At 48.8% G+C, this 15,282-nt stretch carries 11 protein-coding genes; 4 read left to right on the top strand and 7 right to left on the bottom strand.

Going from position 1 to position 15,282, the window contains the following annotated elements:
• The first annotated feature begins 8 nt into the window (after positions 1-8).
• Together ELAC_RS08800 and dnaK are read left to right on the top strand one after the other, a co-directional pair.
• Complete coding sequence (locus tag ELAC_RS08800; RefSeq protein WP_098038908.1) at positions 9-602, top strand: nucleotide exchange factor GrpE; 594 nt, start codon at positions 9-11, stop codon at positions 600-602.
• A gap of 26 nt (positions 603-628) precedes the next feature.
• On the top strand, positions 629-2,575 hold the full coding sequence (dnaK, locus tag ELAC_RS08795; protein WP_098038907.1) for a molecular chaperone DnaK: 1,947 nt from the start codon (positions 629-631) through the stop codon (positions 2,573-2,575).
• Between the two features lie 62 nt (positions 2,576-2,637).
• Here dnaK and ELAC_RS08790 read toward each other — a convergent pair whose 3' ends face one another.
• The 3 genes from ELAC_RS08790 to ELAC_RS08780 form a co-directional block, all read right to left on the bottom strand.
• Positions 2,638-3,708: an ATP-grasp domain-containing protein gene (locus ELAC_RS08790; RefSeq protein WP_143406486.1), complete on the bottom strand. Its 1,071-nt coding sequence runs from the start codon at positions 3,706-3,708 to the stop codon at positions 2,638-2,640.
• Between the two features lie 132 nt (positions 3,709-3,840).
• On the bottom strand, positions 3,841-5,001 hold the full coding sequence (locus ELAC_RS08785) for a hypothetical protein (RefSeq protein WP_098038905.1): 1,161 nt from the start codon (positions 4,999-5,001) through the stop codon (positions 3,841-3,843).
• Positions 5,002-5,057: 56 nt separating this feature from the next.
• Positions 5,058-6,209, bottom strand: a complete 1,152-nt coding sequence (locus ELAC_RS08780; protein WP_098038904.1) for a hypothetical protein — start codon at positions 6,207-6,209, stop codon at positions 5,058-5,060.
• A gap of 189 nt (positions 6,210-6,398) precedes the next feature.
• Here ELAC_RS08780 and ELAC_RS08775 point away from each other — a divergent pair, with 189 nt between their 5' ends.
• Positions 6,399-8,090 carry an alpha-keto acid decarboxylase family protein gene (locus tag ELAC_RS08775; protein WP_098038903.1) on the top strand — a complete coding sequence of 564 codons (1,692 nt, stop codon included), beginning with the start codon at positions 6,399-6,401 and terminating at the stop codon, positions 8,088-8,090.
• A 410-nt stretch (positions 8,091-8,500) separates the two neighbouring features.
• The gene (locus tag ELAC_RS08770) at positions 8,501-9,880 is read left to right on the top strand and encodes a glycine--tRNA ligase (protein ID WP_098038902.1); all 1,380 of its coding nucleotides are present in this window, start codon (positions 8,501-8,503) and stop codon (positions 9,878-9,880) included.
• A gap of 85 nt (positions 9,881-9,965) precedes the next feature.
• On the opposite strand, the gene ELAC_RS08765 is transcribed toward ELAC_RS08770, so the two are convergent.
• The 4 genes from ELAC_RS08765 to ELAC_RS08750 all read right to left on the bottom strand — a co-directional run bounded on the left by ELAC_RS08765 (position 9,966) and on the right by ELAC_RS08750 (position 15,150).
• On the bottom strand, positions 9,966-10,817 hold the full coding sequence (locus tag ELAC_RS08765; RefSeq protein WP_098038901.1) for a UbiA prenyltransferase family protein: 852 nt from the start codon (positions 10,815-10,817) through the stop codon (positions 9,966-9,968).
• Positions 10,818-10,821: 4 nt separating this feature from the next.
• Positions 10,822-12,588, bottom strand: coding sequence for an ABC transporter ATP-binding protein (locus ELAC_RS08760; RefSeq protein WP_098038900.1), 1,767 nt, complete (start codon positions 12,586-12,588; stop codon positions 10,822-10,824).
• Positions 12,585-14,360, bottom strand: coding sequence for an ABC transporter ATP-binding protein (locus ELAC_RS08755; protein ID WP_098038899.1), 1,776 nt, complete (start codon positions 14,358-14,360; stop codon positions 12,585-12,587). The genes ELAC_RS08760 and ELAC_RS08755 overlap by 4 nt, the downstream gene beginning before the upstream one ends.
• A 91-nt stretch (positions 14,361-14,451) precedes the next feature.
• Positions 14,452-15,150, bottom strand: a complete 699-nt coding sequence (locus ELAC_RS08750; protein WP_098038898.1) for a glycosyltransferase — start codon at positions 15,148-15,150, stop codon at positions 14,452-14,454.
• Positions 15,151-15,282: the final 132 nt, after the last annotated feature.

Genomic DNA, 15,282 nt, shown 5'->3' with positions numbered 1-15,282 from the left:
TAATCCGCATGCAAGATCAAGAAAACCTCAAAATGACCAAGGACGAAGCGGGCAATCAAGAAGAGCCGGCGACAAGCGAAAAAAAGCGGATCCCGGTCTCAATGCACATTACAGACATCGAGCTTGAAGAACTCCAAAAAGAGGCCAGAGAAAATAAAGATAAATACCTGCGTATCCTCGCGGAATCGGAAAATGCCCGTAAAAGGCTGATCAAAGAGAAGCAAGAGCAGATTCAGTACGCCCTGCAAAATGTGGTATGCGATTTTCTGGCTCCGATTGACCAGCTTGAGATGGCCCTAAAACACTCTAATCACGCCTCCACTGAAACCAGGCAATGGGTGATCGGATTTGAAATGATTCTGGCGCATTTCAAAGATGCCCTCGCTGCCAATAACGTCTATCCCTATGTATCTGTCGGCACCGCCTTCGACGCCCACCTGCACGAAGCGGTAGAAATGGTGGTGACTGCCGAACATCCAGAGGGAATTGTCGTCGAAGAGAGTTTGAAAGGGTATAAAATGGGCGACAGAGTAATCCGCCCGGCACGCGTCAAAGTATCAAAAAGTCCTGAGCAAAAAGAAGAAAACAGCAGCGGCTCATAAAAATTTTATAGTGTAAGGAGAAACATATGACTCAAAAAAACAAAAAAATTATCGGTATCGACCTTGGTACTACCAACTCCTGCGTCGCCATCATGGAAGGCGGCCAGCCTAAGGTCATCGCCTCCGCCGAAGGCAGCCGCACAACCCCTTCCGTTGTCGCTTTTAAAGGGCAGGAAAGGATTGTCGGTATCCCTGCTAAAAGACAAGCAGTCACCAACCCTGAAAATACGATCCAGTCCTCCAAACGCTTCATCGGAAGAAAATACTCCGAAGTACAGTCGGAAATCAGCAACGTTGCCTATAAGGTGACCGAAAATGAGAGCGGCGACGCCGTGTTTAAAATCGGGGACAAGGTCTACACTCCGGAAGAGATCGGCGCCATCATCCTGACAAAAATGAAGCAGACAGCCGAAGACTACTTAGGCGAAAAAGTCACCGACGCCGTCATCACAGTTCCGGCCTACTTCAACGACTCCCAAAGACAGTCGACTAAAGATGCCGGAAGAATCGCGGGCTTAAACGTGCTGCGCATCATCCCGGAACCGACTGCCGCAGCCCTGGCCTACGGCCTCGACAAGGAGCACACTGACAAGAAAATCGCCGTGTTCGACCTCGGCGGCGGAACGTTCGACATCTCTGTCCTGGAGATTGGCGACGGTGTGTTTGAAGTGCTGGCAACCAACGGCGACACCCACCTTGGTGGTGACGACTTCGACAATGAAATCCTCAAATGGCTCCTCGAAGAGTTCAAAAAAGAGCATGGCATCGATTTGAGAAATGACAAGATGGCCCTCCAGAGGCTGCGTGATGCGGCGGAAAAGGCTAAGATCGAACTGTCGGGCACTTCTTCGACAGAGATCAACCAGCCCTTCATCACGATGGATGCTTCAGGACCTAAACACCTTGCCCTCAACCTGACAAGAGCCAAGCTCGAGAGCCTCTGCCACAACCTGATCGAAAGGCTGAAAGAGCCCTGCCTCAAGGCGATGAAAGATGCCGGCATCTCCAAAGATGATATCGGCGAAGTCATCTTGGTCGGCGGCATGAGCCGTATGCCGGCTGTTCAGGACATGGCCAAGTCCATCTTCGGCAAAGAGCCTCACAAAGGCGTCAACCCCGATGAAGTGGTCGCGGTAGGAGCTGCCATTCAGGGCGGTATCTTAGCCGGGGATGTCAAAGACGTACTCCTTCTCGACGTCACTCCTTTGACGCTCGGCATCGAGACACTCGGCGGCGTCATGACCCCCCTGGTCGAGCGCAACACGACTATCCCCACCCAGAAGAAGCAAGTCTTCTCGACAGCTGCCGACAACCAGCCAGCTGTCACCATCCGCGTCCTGCAGGGAGAGCGCAAGATGGCCAACGACAACAAAGAGATCGGACGCTTTGACTTGACGGAGATCCCGCCGGCGCCAAGAGGCATGCCGCAGATCGAAGTCGCCTTTGACATCGACGCCGACGGCATCTTGCACGTCTCGGCCAAAGATACCAACTCCGGAAAAGAGCAAAAGATCCGCATTGAAGCATCTTCTGGCCTTAACGAAGACGATATCCAGCAAGCCATCCGCGATGCGGAAGCGCATAAGGAAGAGGACAAGAAGCGTAAGGAAGAGGTCGAGACAAGAAACCAGGCCGACGCCCTTGTTTTCCAATCCGAGAAAGAGCTTGGAAAATACAAGGACAAGATCCCAGCCGATGTTTCAGGCGACATCGAGAAGAAGATCGAGAAGCTGAAAGAGGCCTTGAAAGGCACTGAAACTTCCAAGATCAAAGCAGCCAAGGAGGAACTTGAAAAGCACCTCCAGCGTATCGGCGAAGCGCTGAACGCGAAGGGAGCAAGTGCCCACCCTCACGCTGAAGCCCATGAACACCATGAGGAGCAGCCCTCTTCGGCCAAAGGTAAAAAGTCCTCCGATGACAACAACATCGAGGAAGCGGAAGTCGAAATCCTCGACGACGAAGACAAAAAATAACCGTCCCGAAAAGCCCCGGTTTAACAACCGGGGCTTTATTCTTAAGAGCCTGTGAATAGCCTCTAAGGACTTCCCGAAGCCTCTGCCATTTTTCGGTAAAGCAAGGGAAGCATCCTGTCCAGCCCTTTGATCACCTCTTCCAGCATCTCATCCGGCACTGCTAGGAAAAACGGCGGCTCCGTATACGACTTATGCCTCTCCGTTAATGTTCCCTTTTCATCGATCGCGATCCTGGGTATCGAAATGTGGGCTGAAATATACTCCACCTGCACTAAGCCGTCGTTATAGGCCAAAAGAAAGAGAACTCTGACATTGGTGTCGAACTTCCTATTGCCCATATGTGCCACAGGTATGATCTCTCCCCTGGAAAACTCTTCCACCAGAAAGCAGTCGCTTTTGTCGATGGCCCAGTGCTGATATTCCAATACACCAGAAGAGAGCAGCTCGCTTCTTTTGGAAAGAAGGATCTTCCGTAAAACCTGATCCAACCCCTGCCTATCCGTAATGATCACGCCCCTGCCGAGAGCCGCTCGTCTTGGCTTAATGACAAAGAGGTCGCCGCCGATTTCCCTTTTGATCTTCTCAGCAAGTTTATCGCTGTAGTGTTTCGGATAGCTGCCCCAACGGGGCTTAAAGGGTCTTAGCTCTTCCTCTGAAAACAGGCGAGTCATCGCCAGCTTGTCATCGAGATAAGGCATAACCATCTCATCGACGATGAGGATGGAAGGATACGCTCTCTTAAACTGACAAATTTCCTCCGAAGACATCTTAGAGGCGTAATAAAAGCCTTGGTAAGAAGAGAGTGACCCAGGGTGCTTGAGCTGCTGCGACGCTTCCGCAAGAAACGCTTCATCACCGGCAAGGGATATGACGTGCTTCACAGGTTTGTAGCCGCGCCGCAAGAACTCGGCTTTTAGCTTTAGGTCCAAAACTTTGGACGGCCTAAACCACATCCTGGGCGTGTGCGCTGTAAAGGCGTCACACAGCCTTTTGGCAAACAACCCCTCTTCCCCCATCACAAAGTCATATCCTTCGAAAGTGGAGCTGCTGCCGCTTTGAATCTCGCAAATTTTAACGCCCTCATCCCACGTGTACTTAATATCAGCTGCCAGAAACGCGAGCGAAGCCGTCAAGCCCCTTTCTTGCCCCTTTCTATCTTCAGAACAGCAGCAATAGGGTAAGAGGAGGGCATATGCAGTGATAAGCCCCCAAAATTTGAATCGAAAATAGGTCAAAATAATCCACTAGTTAGACGAAATATCAATTCAGAGACTATCAACCATCTTACGGTATAAGATGGGGAGCATCTCATTTAATTGCTCTTGCACGGCGTTGAGCACCTCTTCCGGAACCTTGGTAAAGTAGGGCGCCTTAGGAACTGACTTATGCCGATCTGTCAAAGACCCGGTCTCCTCCAGCGATTTTTTGGGGATGATCATAACCGCCGGGAGATAGTGAATATGGAGCTTTTCTTCACTTTGAACCAAAAGAAACAGTATCCTGACAATGCCGTCATAAGTTCCGCCCCCGAGCTCCTCGACTTTCATGGGGTTGCCCTTCAGAAATGCCTCGACGATAAAGCTGTCAGACCTGTCATATGCCCAATACCTATACTCAGGGATCTCCTGATTGCGAAGATCCTGTGACTTCATGTGCAAAATCGTCTTTAAAACCTGGTCGAGATGGCTTCTGTCTGTGATGACGATGCCCTTGCCCAAAGCGCTCTTTCTGGGCTTGATGACAAAAATCTCACTGCCTATATCTTGGCAAATCCTCTCGGCCAAATCAGCGGAATATTTCTTTTTATAGACATTCCACCTGGGCTTATACCGCTTTAGATTCTCATCTAAAAAAAGCTCCGTCATCGGCAACTTATCCAAAAGATAAGGCATCGCCACTCTGTCCATGAGCAAAATCGACGGATAGTCCCGAGCGAACTTTTCACACTGCTGCCTGGAGAGTTTGGATGTATAAAAGATGCCGTGGTAGGAGCGGACATCGGCGGGGTTGTAAAAGGGAGCATTGACCGCCTGCTTGAAAGAGGCGCTTTTTTGCAGGTCGGAGAAGGCGGTTACTGGAGTAAATCCTTGCCTGGCAAATTCCGCTTTTAACTTAGTATCGCTAATTAAACTCGGCGTAAACCAGAGGCTAGTCTGGTACTGCCCCAGAATCTGGCAAAAGGTTTTGGCAAAAAGTCCCTCCTCTCCCATCACATAGTCAAAACCGTTAAATGCGGAGCAGCTCCCACTTTGGATCTCGCAGATCTTGACACCCTCTTCAGGGTTGTACTTCAGGTCTGCGGCTAAGAAAACAATATCGGCTCCCGGATACCCTCTTGAATATACGTGTTCATCTTCGCACTCAAGAACACTCACGCCAGTCAGCAAAAGAACAAGCGCTACGGCGTATTGAACAATCCCACTCACTAAAATCTCCCTTACCAGTAAATGCACCCGCCCTAGGACATTAAATTATCAATTTCTTATTGTGCCACACCTTTCGGGCCTAAGTTCAGGGCTTTTTTGTAAAAAAGGATTAAACGCTCCCTGAGAATGCTCTCAACTTGCGCTAAAACGCTATCTTCGACGAGTTGAAAATGCGGGATTTCCCCATAGGACTTATGTTTCAAAGTCAGGGAACCTTGCCCATCGAGGGAAATTTTAGGCAACTTCCAGTGCCCCTCAACAAAAACGACCTCCATCTTTCCCTCATTGAATATAAGAAAAAAGACGACCCGCATCGTCGGATCATATCTTCCACCGCCAAGCAAAGGAGCGCTAACCGGATCAGAGGCGTGGAACGCTTCCACAATAAATCGTTTAGACTGATCCCTGGCCCAATATTGATACTCCTCATCTTTATGAAGAGAAAGCGATCCGGTTTTGAAAAAAAGCTGTTTCAACACCGAGTCCAACTCTTCCCGGGCAACAATCAGCACCCCATAGCCTTTGCTTGATCTAATCGGTTTGATGACCACCATGTCGGAGGCCATGTCTTCGATTATCTCATCAGCCAGACCCGGTCGATACTGCTTAAGGTAGCTCTTCCAGCGGGGTTTTAGATCCATCAGATCCGGGTCTTGCAAAAACAGGGAACTCATCCCCTCCTTATTGCTAAAAAAAGGGATAAAAGCCCTGTCAATAATCAGCATAGAAGGGTATTTGTCTCTGATTGTCGCAAAATCCGCCGAAGCCCACACACTGCTATAAACGGCTCCCGCATACGACGTTAGACTACTTGGGTCGTAGAGAGGATGGTGGGCAGTTTCCCTAAAATCCAAAGAGGCAAGGAGATCTTTCATGGAACGCTTCTCTTTGTAACCGCGGAGAAGATATTCTTTTTTCATTTTGGGATCGCAGATGCCTTTGTTTATAAACCAAACTTTATGCTGAAAACGCTCCAGCACCTCACAAAAGCCTCTGGCAACAAGACCCGTGTCGTTTAGGAGAAAGTCATAACCGCTGAACACCGAGAGGCTTCCCGGCTGGATTTCGCAGATTTTCACTCCCTCTTTCTCGCTGTATTTCAAATCGGCGACTAAAAACGAGAGGTCTGCTGCCAAGTTATTGTCTGCTGCCGCGAATCCGAAAGCGGAGCTAAAAAGAAAAAATACCTGAGCGAGAATTATTATCATAAACAGTTCACCATAAGTCATTCGTGATCGAATCATTCATGCGTGTATTGGATCGAAAAATATGAATTAAATCAACTAATCTGCTAAGGATGACTTGGGAAAGTATCGAAATCGGGTATTTTAACTCTGAGATATTCAGGGCAGGAAAAGAGTTTCCAACAAGGCATCCATAGTGAGAGAGAGTAGAAAATGAACGTTGCATGTAAAGAGAACTTGCAGGATAAGGCATCCGCCCCCCTCAAGCAAATGACTGTGGGAGAGTATCTTCTTAAACGACTCCAGGACTTTGGAGTCATGCATATGTTCGGCATCCCCGGCGACTACAACCTGAAGTTTGTCAAAATGCTGGAGAATCATCCGATTCAGTTCATCAACACCACGAGGGAAAACACCGCCGGCTATATGGCGGACGCTTATGGCCGGGCCAAAGGACTGGGCGCTTGCCTCATCACCTACGGCGTGGGGATCAATATCGCCAACGCCGCCTCGCAAGCCTTTGCCGAATCATCCCCGCTTGTGATTATCTCAGGAGCTGCCGGAAAGAAAGAACTCGAGCGCTCCGTCTATCTACACCATCTGATTAATCCAGAAGAGCAAGAGCATAAAGAAAGAACCCAGGAGAACATTTTAAAAAATGTAACTGTCGACAGGGCGATTCTGAGCGATCCGCACACATGTCTGGCAGAGATCGACAGGGTCCTGCTAAGCGCCTACAGGAAAAAAAAGCCGGTCTACATAGAACTTCCACGAGATATTGTCGATCAGCCCATCGGAAAAGCCCCTTCTCTTCGGCACGAAGACCCCCTCTCCGACCCGTCCGCTTTGAATGAAGCGACCCTTGAGATTAAAACTCTTCTCTCCGAAAGCTCTAAACCGGTGATCTGGGTCGGACATGAAGTACAACGCTTTGGGCTAAGCGACCAGCTTCTGCAGTTTGCTGAAAAGTTAAAGATTCCTATCGTGACATCCCTTATGGCCAAAGGAACAGTCAGCGAAAGGCATCCCCTCTTTGCTGGTGTTTATCAGGGAGCGATGAGCCGCCCCAAAGTGATCGAATTTGTCGAAGAGACCGACCTCATCCTCTCATTCGGGCTGCTGCTGACCGATGTCGACACCGGAATCTTTACTGCTAAAACCGATAAGGACCATTTCATACTGGCCTATGGCGACGAGTTAAGAATAGGGCACCACCACTACCAAAGTATTTATTTGAAAGATCTTCTAACTAACCTGCTTAAGACCACATGGCCTGCCAAATTTGCCCACTCCTACCCTGTCGCGATCGAGAGGAAGAGCAACCGCTTCACTGCCCAAAAAAATCGCAAGCTGACTGTGCAAAGAACCCTGGACTGTCTGGAGTCGCATCTGGGAGTGGAAGATATTTTGGCCGCCGACATCGGCGACAGCCTCTTCGGAAGTACCGACATGCTGGTGGAAAAGGAGGGATATCTATCTTGCTCTTACTTTGCCAACATGGGCTTTTGCTTGCCCGGTGCTATCGCGACAAAATTTGCGAGGCCCGAGAGGCGGATTGTCGCGCTCGTTGGGGATGGTGCATTCCAGATGACTTGCAATGAGCTTTCCACAGCTGCTCGCTACGGCCGGCCGCTGATAGTCCTCCTTTTGAACAACCACGGCTATAGCACTGAAAGAATCATGATTGACGGTTCTTTTAATGACATTCAAAACTGGAACTACTCTCTTTTTCCAGGAGTGATCGGTGCGGGAACCGGCATTAAAGTGGAAAGTGAAGAAGATCTCGACATGGCCTTGAAAAAGGCTTTTGCCCAGCGGGATGAGATATTCCTGATCGAGGCCGTCCTTGAGAAGAATGATATCTCCGACACGCTGAAACGCTTAGGCAATGTCGTAGTCTTTTGAGATCTAGCATTATCGCAAAATTTGGGATCAGAGTTATGAATAGGATTTCAACAATATTGAGATGCCTATTGTTAGTGAATAAAACCAGGCTGAGCAGGTCAGTTTAACTTTTATTGGGTATTGATGGCCCAGAGTTCTCAAAACGCCAAAAAAAGAAGTGGTAAACAGAAAGGTCACTAACGGGTTAACGAATAGCATCTCAAAGAGAACCTGTTTTACTTCTGGGTCCATGCTTTTGCCTTTTCATTCAAAAAAACGACCATCCTATTGAAATGACTCAGCGCCTGTAAACATAAAAAATCTTAACCTACACTAAAACGAACTCAAAATTTAACTTTGTATTCAAGATTATCGCCTTCATGGTATCATCCTGTTCTTTTTGACCCAGTTAAACTACCTTAAGGTAAAAGATGAGCGAAAGCGACCTGTTAAAAAAAGTTGTGGCCCTCTGCAAGAGAAGGGGTTTTGTATTTCCCGGATCGGAGATCTACGGAGGATTTGCCAACACGTACAGCTACGGCCCCTTGGGAGCGCAGCTTAAAAAGAATGTGAGAGATCTCTGGTGGCAGCTTTTTGTCCAAAGAAGAGAAGATATGGTAGGTCTCGACGGACCGATCCTGCTCCATCCGGAAGCCTGGAGAGCTTCAGGCCACGTGGAAGGTTTCAATGACGCGCTCATCGATTGCAAAAGCTGCAAAGCAAGGCTCAGGGCCGACCACCTGCTGGAAAAAGCGCTCGGCATCGATGTCGAGGGTCTTTCGTTGGAGGCGATTAACACGCTCGTTCAAGACAACAACGTCCGCTGCCCGCACTGCGACGCATTCGACTGGACCCCAGCTCGCCACTTCAACCTGATGTTTTCAACAGAGCTCTCAAAAACTCAAGAGGGGAGCTCCATCGCTTACCTTAGGCCCGAAACCGCGCAGGCGATCTTTCTTGATTTCAAAAACATCATCAACACGATGCGCGTCCAGGTGCCTTTTGGAGTAGCCCAGGTCGGAAAAGCTTTCCGTAATGAAATCACTCCCGGCAACTTCATATTCCGCGTGATTGAATTCGAACAAATGGAAATCGAGTATTTCATCCACCCCTCGAAATGGGAAACCACGTTCAGCAACTGGCTGGAAGAGATGCAGAAATTCTGCCGCGCGATTGGAATCACTAAAACGTCGCTTTTCGAGCATCCCCAAGAGAAACTGTCGCACTACTCTAAACGCACAGTCGACATCATGTATGACTTTCCTTTCGGACGCTCCGAGCTCTACGGGATTGCCTACAGAACCGATTTCGACCTGAAGCGGCACAGCGAATTTGCGAAAGTGAATATGGAGTACCTCGATCCTAAGTCGAACGAAAGGTACATTCCACACGTCATCGAGCCTACTTTTGGTTTGGACCGCTCGGTTCTCGCAGTTCTTTGCGAGGGCTATAGGGAAGAGACTTTGGAAGGAGGCGAAAGCCGCGTCGTATTGGGGCTGCACCCTTCTATAGCACCCGTCAAGGTCGGTATTTTCCCGTTGATGAAAAAGGATGGCATGGCAGAAAAAGCGCAGGCAATCGCACGCACGCTATCGAAGAGATGGCACGTCAACTACGACGAAGGCGGAGCGATCGGCAAGCGCTACCGAAGGCAAGACGAGATCGGCACGCCGTTCTGCATCACTGTAGACTATCAAACTCTTGAAGACAACACAGTGACTCTGCGTCACCGCGACAGCATGAAGCAAGAGCGTCTCAACATCGCTGATTTAGAGTCCATACTCGCCCCGGCGTTTGAGATCAACGTCTAGCATCAAGATCAAAAACTTGGGTTTTTATGAAGATAAAAACCCAAGCCGTTTCCCGAAGCGAATAGGACAACGCCCTTTCGATCTTTTAAAAAGGGAACGTGTAGGCCATCAGCGGTGCAGCTGCATGGATGAAAAGAGATAAAAGAGCGAGCGCGGAAGCAAATCCCCATCTTGAGCTGCTGAACAAGACAGCTATCAATCCCACCATCGATGTCAGCTCGGCAGGCCATAAGATAAAGGCAAATCCCAGGCTTTCCGCTAAAAACAGCGAGAGAATCATAAAAGGCATCAGACCCACAAACACCCGTTTGTATCCCATGAGATGCACAAAATTCTGTTCGGCCGGATGAGCCTTCGGATCGAGCTTCCTGACAACATTATAGACCATGGACGCAAAGAAAAGCAGGAACGAATAGCCAAGAGCCTCTCTGCCAAACGTCCTCTCCGCATCAACGACGGAAAAAACAAAGAAAAGCACAGGAAAAAACGCGAGCTCGCCAAGGCAAAAGCTCAGCACCGGATGCTCCTTCATCCACTCTTCAAAAAAGAACCACTTGTAATTGTTCCAGATATAGACTGCGGCAGTGATATAGAAAAAAAAGGCCTTATAGGACACTAAAAAAAGAGTCAGGGTGCCAAAGATCAGCAAAAGAAGCTGCAAGATGCCGGCAAGACGCTCCCCGTCATGAACACTCACCTCGCCGGAAGCAAAGGGGCGCTCTGGATGGGCTACCCTATCGACTTGAACATCCTGAATATCATCCAGGAGTCGCATCTGCAACATGATCAGAAAAACCCCGACAAATGAGAGCAGGGCTAAAGGATAAGAAACAGGGAGATCCAAGAGAAAATAGGGGGCCAGAGAAACGAAAAAACTCAAAAGTAGATACGCTCTTAAGGGAACTCTGTCCCTGACAAATATCACTAAAGCATCCATGACGCTAAAACCTCTCCATTCCCACACTTTGCAAGCGGCTTAATTTTTCGTATATCCCTTTTTTGGCCATCAACTCCGAGTGCCCACCCGCCTCTTTGATCTCGCCTTTCTCCATGACGAGTATCAGGGGAGCTTTCGCAACTAAAGAAAAACGGTGGGAGACAACGAGAGCGATCCTCCCGCCGAATGAATCGATCAACCCCTTTTCAAGAAGCCTCTCTGTCGCGATGTCTACCGATGAGAGAGCCTCATCCAAAAGCAGCAAATCCCTTCCGGAATAGAGGGCGCGGAGAAGCGAGACAAGCTGCGCCTCTCCCACGGAGATGTTTTTTCCCTTCTCCTTAATGGGAGTGTGGATCCCTTGGGGGAACTGTGCCAGCCAGCCAGTAAGCCCCATCTTCTCGATCAGCCCTTCGATCACACCGTCCTCTTCTTTCTGAAACAAGGTTATATTGTCCTTCAAAGACCCTGAAATGATAATAGGGTCTTGAAATACGGGGGCAATCCTTTTCCTTAAAGACTCTTTGGAGAAGCTCTCGATTGCCTTCCCGTTCAAGGTAACCGTGCCGCTTGATGCCCGGTAAAATCCAAGCAGCAGCGAAAGGATCGAAGACTTTCCGGCGCCCGACATCCCGACGATGGCAGCCCACTGCCCCCTCTTGAGCGTGAATTCCACTCGTTTCAAGACCGACTCTTCCCTGCCATACGAGAACGAGACATTCTGCATGCCGATCTCTTCGATCGTGGAAAGCTCGCCTCCGGTGTTCACATCCTCAGCACTCATATCCAGCACCGAAGCAATCCTTTCAAAAGCTGCAAGAGAAGACTGGAGCACATTGTAGCGCTCGGCCAGGTCAACGAGAGGCCTGAAAAGAACAGCACTGTAGAGAAGGATGGTCACAAAAGCGCCCGGATCAATCTTGCTCCCTGCTGCGGAATAGATAAGGAATCCCGCAGACGAGATAATAAAGAAGTTGGTCATCACATCGATACCGGCGATGAAAAAGGCAAAATTGTGAATTGTCGAAACGTGCGCCTTCTTCAGTTCCTGGTTGAGCTTTGAAAACTTGGCCATCTCCCTTTTTTCAAGCCCAAATTCCCGGATAATGAAAAGCCCTTGCAGTCGCTCTTGAATGAAGATGTTCAGCATGGCGACTAAGTGCCTGACTTTAGTAAAGCTGATCTCTTGCACATAGCGGAAGCGCAAGGCTAAGCCTACGGCAAAGGGAAGTATGATTAGGAGAATCAACCCGCTTTTAAAATCAATGTAGGTGATAGCCCCGATCATGGAGACAAACAAAAAAAAGCTGCCGATCAGAGGAACTAAGCTGTCGGAAAAGAGGAGGCTGACTTGCTCGACGTCGTGGATCGTTCGTGTCAGCAACATCCCGCTTGGCACTCTGTCGAAGGTGTTAACGGGCAAATTTTGGATATGGCTAAATACTTGCCTTCTTAAATCAAAGAGAGCCTTCTCCCCCCCCTCCGCTTTGAAGCGCACGTGCAGAAACTCAAAAAGAAAACCGAAAGAGATAAACAGGGCGATTCCACAAAAGAAAGAAAGTGGGCTTAAGCCATAGTTAATGGGGTTGTCTGCAAACGTGTTCCTGACAAGGTAGCCGATCATAAGGGGGGCTAGCGCCTCGACGGCCTTGGAAAGAAAGAGAAAAACAAACGACAGGATGAAAGCTGCTTTGTAAGGAAGAATGTACCTCAGCAACCTGGAAAATATTTTCCTCTCGCTAAAACCGCTTCTCAAAAACAGGCCCTTCACGGATTCCCCCGCTCTTTCATGTTGATGAAATTGCTAAGCTCGGAAAGGACAGAGTAGGCGCCGCCCCTGGATTTGAGTTCCCGGGGGTTTCCTTCTTCGACAACTCTTCCTTCTTGCAGAAACACCACTTTATCCATTCTGTCAAGAACCGAGATACGGTTGGTGACGATGATGAGTGTCGCTTCCTGAAAATCTCGAATAAGCCTGTCGAGCATGATCTTCTCTTTAGAGGCATCGACATTGGCGAAAATATCGTCTAGGATCAGGATGCGTTTAGATGCAATGAGAGACCGCGCCACGGCTATCCGCTGTTTTTGTCCTGTGGAAACCAAATGCCCTCTTTCTCCCACCGTCGTGTCATACTTTTCCGGGAAGCCCTCGATCTCGTCGTGCAGATCGACCGAGCTGGCTATCGAATGGATTTCTTCCCTGGTGGCATCTTCCCGGCCGAAGCGGATGTTTTCAGAAACAGTATCTGAAAAAAGAAAAGGGATCTGCTCACAGGTGGCCATCAGCTGATATAAAGCCGAGAGCTTAAACTCGTGCACCTCAATCCCGCCGATGAAAAACATACCTTTGTCAATTTCATACTCACGCTGCAAAAGTTTCAGTAGTGTGCTTTTGCCGCTCCCCACAGTGCCAGCGATGCCGACATGGCATCCCTCCTCGATTTGCAAGTTCACTCCCTCAATCGAAGGGCGGGGCGAACCGGCATAAGAAAAAGTCAGGTTTTTCAGAGCGATGTCCGCTCTTTCGCCCACATCATCCCTGCTGCCGCTGTCATTCACTTCAACCGGCTCCTCATAAAGAGTCCTGAGTCTGACAAAAGCGGCTTTTCCCTGCTGATAAAGGGAAAAAATCCATCCAAGCATCATAACGGGGGCAAATAGGTAATTCTGCAGCCAGATAAATGTCAAAAAATCCTGGGCGCTCAGCGTTGACAGAGATGAGGTGTGCATATAAGAAAACAGAAACGCCGTCGCAGCCGATGCCCCCTGCAGGAGAAGAATAAACAGCGGGTGAATCAAACCTTGCCGTACAAAGAGTTTGCGGCGCAAAAGCGAGTGCTTCAGGCCCAGATTTAAGAAGAGTTTCTCTCCAATTTTTTTAAAATCGTAGGCCTTAAATATGCGCACCCCACTGTAGGTTTCGTCTGCAAGAGTGCTCATCTTGGAGAGAACCTCTTGGGATGAAATCGAAAGATTATAGAGGGACTCCCTGGACACGATATTGATCATCAAAAGAATGCAAAGCGGCAGCAGCGAGAACAAAAACAGGGTCTTGGAGAGATAGAACAGCGAAATCCCTGCCGGAAGCATCAGACTGAGCGCAAAAATGGGATACATGATGCCGGGCCCCAAAATCTCCCGGTAGGTGGAGATATCGCTGGAAAGACGGTTGATTAAGTCACCGATCGAATGGTTGTCAAAAAAAGCGCGCGACTGACTCTGTAGTTTGGCATAGAGTTTTTCACGAAACTCCTCTTCGGCATCGCGACTGAGCGCGACAAACTCAATGCGCATCCGATATTTAAGCCCGGCGCTAAGAGCTGAAACAAGCAATAGAATCGGAATGAAAGACAACGTGTTGACTGCAGCATAATCTGCAGCACTCTCATAACCTGCCAAAGCATTTGTCAAAGCAGTTCTGAATATGAAGGGGTTCAGAACCAGCAAGCCGTTGGACAGGCAGACCAAAACAATCGCCATGGCAAAGCGAGTCTTTCGCTCTAAAACAATCCTGCTCAAATTCCAAAAGAGACTTTTTTCCATCCGTTGACCTCAGGAGGCTGCCCGCAATTTCAAATCTGTATGTCGAAAGCCTATCAGAATTTGGCAATGAGGCTTTGAGAGAGGAGACAATTTAACTCGCTTCCATGTCTTCAATAATGCGCGAATAGACATGCTTCTTCTCAATTTCAGACCTCACCTCATCCAGAGAAAGATCACCTGCACGGATGGTCTCTTTCATCTCTCTGAGGAAAAGATCCCTGTAAGGATGCCCCGGCATCTTCCACGGCTGGGTCGGCACGGTGGTGTAGTGAATGATCTTCGTTGTATCGTAATACCTGTCGAAGTGATTCCAGATAGGATCTAGGGGGCCAAAGTCATCGTGGTTGATTCCTGAAGGGTCGCCGCTCATGATGCCCCAGTATGACGTGAGGCCGGCGTTGATTAAAAGAGCCCATTCCCTGATATTCCAGTGCTTCAACCTTTCACAGTCTAGCAGCAAGCAGCTGGTGTAGTAGCTTTTTTTATCTTTGACTTTGGATAGAGCGCCTTTGTCTTTCATATCCATCTCATAAAGTTCTTGAATATCAGCGACGCACACCATGTCGGCATCCAAGTAGATGCCCCGCCCCCGATAGCCGCAAAGCTCAGGGATGTGATAGCGAAAGAACGAAAATCCGGTATACATTTTGACTTTCAAATTCAGCTCGATTCCTTTCAGATCATGGAACTCCAAAGGTGCTTTGGTTCTTCTTGCAATACTGGATTTCAATACAACAGTGGGCAACCACTGGTTGGGTTCCGTGCCCACGAAAATGCGAATAGGTTCCATCAAAGCTGCTCCCGTTTCATGCTGGTAAAATGACTTTCCATCAGAGAATCATCCAATGATCCATTGATACCACCTTCGTGATATATCGGTAAGACAGATGTGTGGTGTGTGGTTCGAAGAAGGGTGACGTCT

It is taken from the genome of Estrella lausannensis (genome assembly GCF_900000175.1).
In the GTDB taxonomy this organism is placed as follows: domain Bacteria; phylum Chlamydiota; class Chlamydiia; order Chlamydiales; family Criblamydiaceae; genus Estrella; species Estrella lausannensis.
The sequence above is the reverse complement of the archived record's forward strand: the minus strand, read 5'-3'. Positions and strand labels throughout refer to the sequence as shown.

Excerpts from the sequence above, each read along its gene's own strand:
- ELAC_RS08800 (WP_098038908.1), top strand. The coding sequence starts at position 9 with ATGCAAGATCAAGAAAACCTCAAAATGACCAAGGACGAAGCGGGCAAT.
- dnaK (WP_098038907.1), top strand. The coding sequence starts at position 629 with ATGACTCAAAAAAACAAAAAAATTATCGGTATCGACCTTGGTACTACC.
- ELAC_RS08780 (WP_098038904.1), bottom strand. The coding sequence starts at position 6,209 with ATGATAATAATTCTCGCTCAGGTATTTTTTCTTTTTAGCTCCGCTTTC.
- ELAC_RS08775 (WP_098038903.1), top strand. The coding sequence starts at position 6,399 with ATGAACGTTGCATGTAAAGAGAACTTGCAGGATAAGGCATCCGCCCCC.
- ELAC_RS08770 (WP_098038902.1), top strand. The coding sequence starts at position 8,501 with ATGAGCGAAAGCGACCTGTTAAAAAAAGTTGTGGCCCTCTGCAAGAGA.
- ELAC_RS08765 (WP_098038901.1), bottom strand. The coding sequence starts at position 10,817 with ATGGATGCTTTAGTGATATTTGTCAGGGACAGAGTTCCCTTAAGAGCG.
- ELAC_RS08755 (WP_098038899.1), bottom strand. The coding sequence starts at position 14,360 with ATGGAAAAAAGTCTCTTTTGGAATTTGAGCAGGATTGTTTTAGAGCGA.
- ELAC_RS08750 (WP_098038898.1), bottom strand. The coding sequence starts at position 15,150 with ATGGAACCTATTCGCATTTTCGTGGGCACGGAACCCAACCAGTGGTTG.